General features: G+C 70.3%; 1 protein-coding gene. It reads left to right on the forward strand.

What is annotated here, in order from left to right:
- Positions 1–195: 195 nt before the first annotated feature.
- Positions 196–1,683, forward strand: a complete 1,488-nt coding sequence (locus KGA66_RS28840) for an IS4 family transposase (protein ID WP_211472748.1) — start codon at positions 196–198, stop codon at positions 1,681–1,683.
- Positions 1,684–1,706 lie beyond the last annotated feature (23 nt).

Below are 1,706 nucleotides of genomic sequence, written 5' to 3' on the forward strand. Positions count from 1 at the left end.
CCACTGCCCTAAAGTTAGGTCCAGTTTGACATGATTTCAGGTAGCTTGCGGGGCAAGGGTTTCAGCTTGATCACGATGTGGACTGGGTGTGGGAGGCAACGAAGCTCCTGGTAGAACGCGGGATGCCTAGTCACCGCGTATCAGCCAGGAGCTTCGTTGTTCGCCGATTCTGTCATGTCCGCGGCCCCTGCGTCCATGTCCGAGAAACCGGGCGCTGCCGGTGATATAGCCGTTGACCTGGGCGAAGAGCGGCTGTTGTGGTTGCGGGACGCGGCGTTGGCGGGTCCCGCGGCGCTTTTGGATCGCGGTGCGGATCAGGCGGCGGGGTGCGGGCTGCTGGAGCGGCTGGTCGCGGGCGCGGACATCGAGGCGGCGCTGGCCGCGGCGGGCCACCGCGACGAGCGCTCCCGGCTGCTGCCGGGCGGGGCCACGGTGCGGGCCGTGTTCGGATTGTGCCTCTTTAGCGGCGAGGGCTACGACGCTGTCCTGTCCCGGATGGCCCCGCACCTGCGCGGCGGCACCGGCCTGCCGGGGCAGGTGCCCTCGGGCAGCGCCCTGTCCCAGGCCAGGGTCCGCCTCGGCGAGGCGCCGCTGCGCGCCTGCTTCCAGCGCCGCGCCGCCGCGACAGCCCGCCCCGGCCCGGTCGATACCGCGTTCGGGATGCAGGTGACCGCGTTCGACGGCACCTGTCTGGAGCTGGCCCGCGACGACGCGCTGACCGGCGAGTTCGGCTGTCCGACCGGCGCGAGCGGCGCCCGTGCCCGCGTGGTGACCCTGGTGGCCTGCGCGACCCGGCACGTGAAGGCCGCCGCGATCGGCGCTTACACCGACAGCGAGCAGCGCCTGGTCGACCAGCTGGCCGACGCGCTGGAGCGCGGCACCGTCAACCTGGCCGATCGCAACTTCTTCTCCATGGACCGCTTCGTGCGCTTCGCCGCCACCGGGGCGCACCTGCTGTGGCGGGTGAAGAACGGCCGCACGTGCCTGCCGGCCCGGATCACCGGGCGCCTGCCCGACGGCTCCGCACTGGTGCGCCTGCGCGAATCGGGGCAGATGCTCGCCCGGCGCCGCAGGCAGAGCGCAGATCCCCAGGCCCTGCCGCTGCCCGACACGACCGCCCGGATCATCGAGTTCGACGTCACCGCCACCGATGAGCGCGGCAGGTCCAAGACCAGCCGTATCCGTCTACTGACCACCCTGCTGGACCCCGAGGCGTACCCGGCCCAGGCTCTGGCCTCGCTGTATGCGGAAAGATGGCAGGTGGAAATCAGCTACCTGCGGCTGAAGAAGACACTGCGCGGGGCCGGGGCGGTGCTACGGGGACGCAGTCCCGCGCTCGTGCGCCAGGAGATCTGGGCATTCCTCGCGGTCTACAACACCCTGTGCGACCTGGCCGCAGAGGCCGCCGCCCTCGACAGGGTGGACACCGAGGAGATCTCCTTCATCGCGGTCCTGCGCCTGACCCGCGCCGGGATCGACGCCGACCGGCCCTGCGTACGCTGCGGACACCGCGAACAACACTCCCGCGAAGCCCTGACCAGCGCCATCGCGAGGCATCCGCGCAACCGTGTCGCGCGGCGCCGAACCAGCCCACGCACCGCGGCCGAACGCAGGAACGGCCATACCCAGAAAGTCCACTACACGATCACGATCGCCGAGTCGAATCTACCCAAAGCGGACTGACCGGCCTTAACTTTAGGGCAGTG

The sequence above is a fragment of the Actinocrinis puniceicyclus genome, from assembly GCF_018283645.1.
Classification (GTDB): domain Bacteria; phylum Actinomycetota; class Actinomycetes; order Streptomycetales; family Catenulisporaceae; genus Actinocrinis; species Actinocrinis puniceicyclus.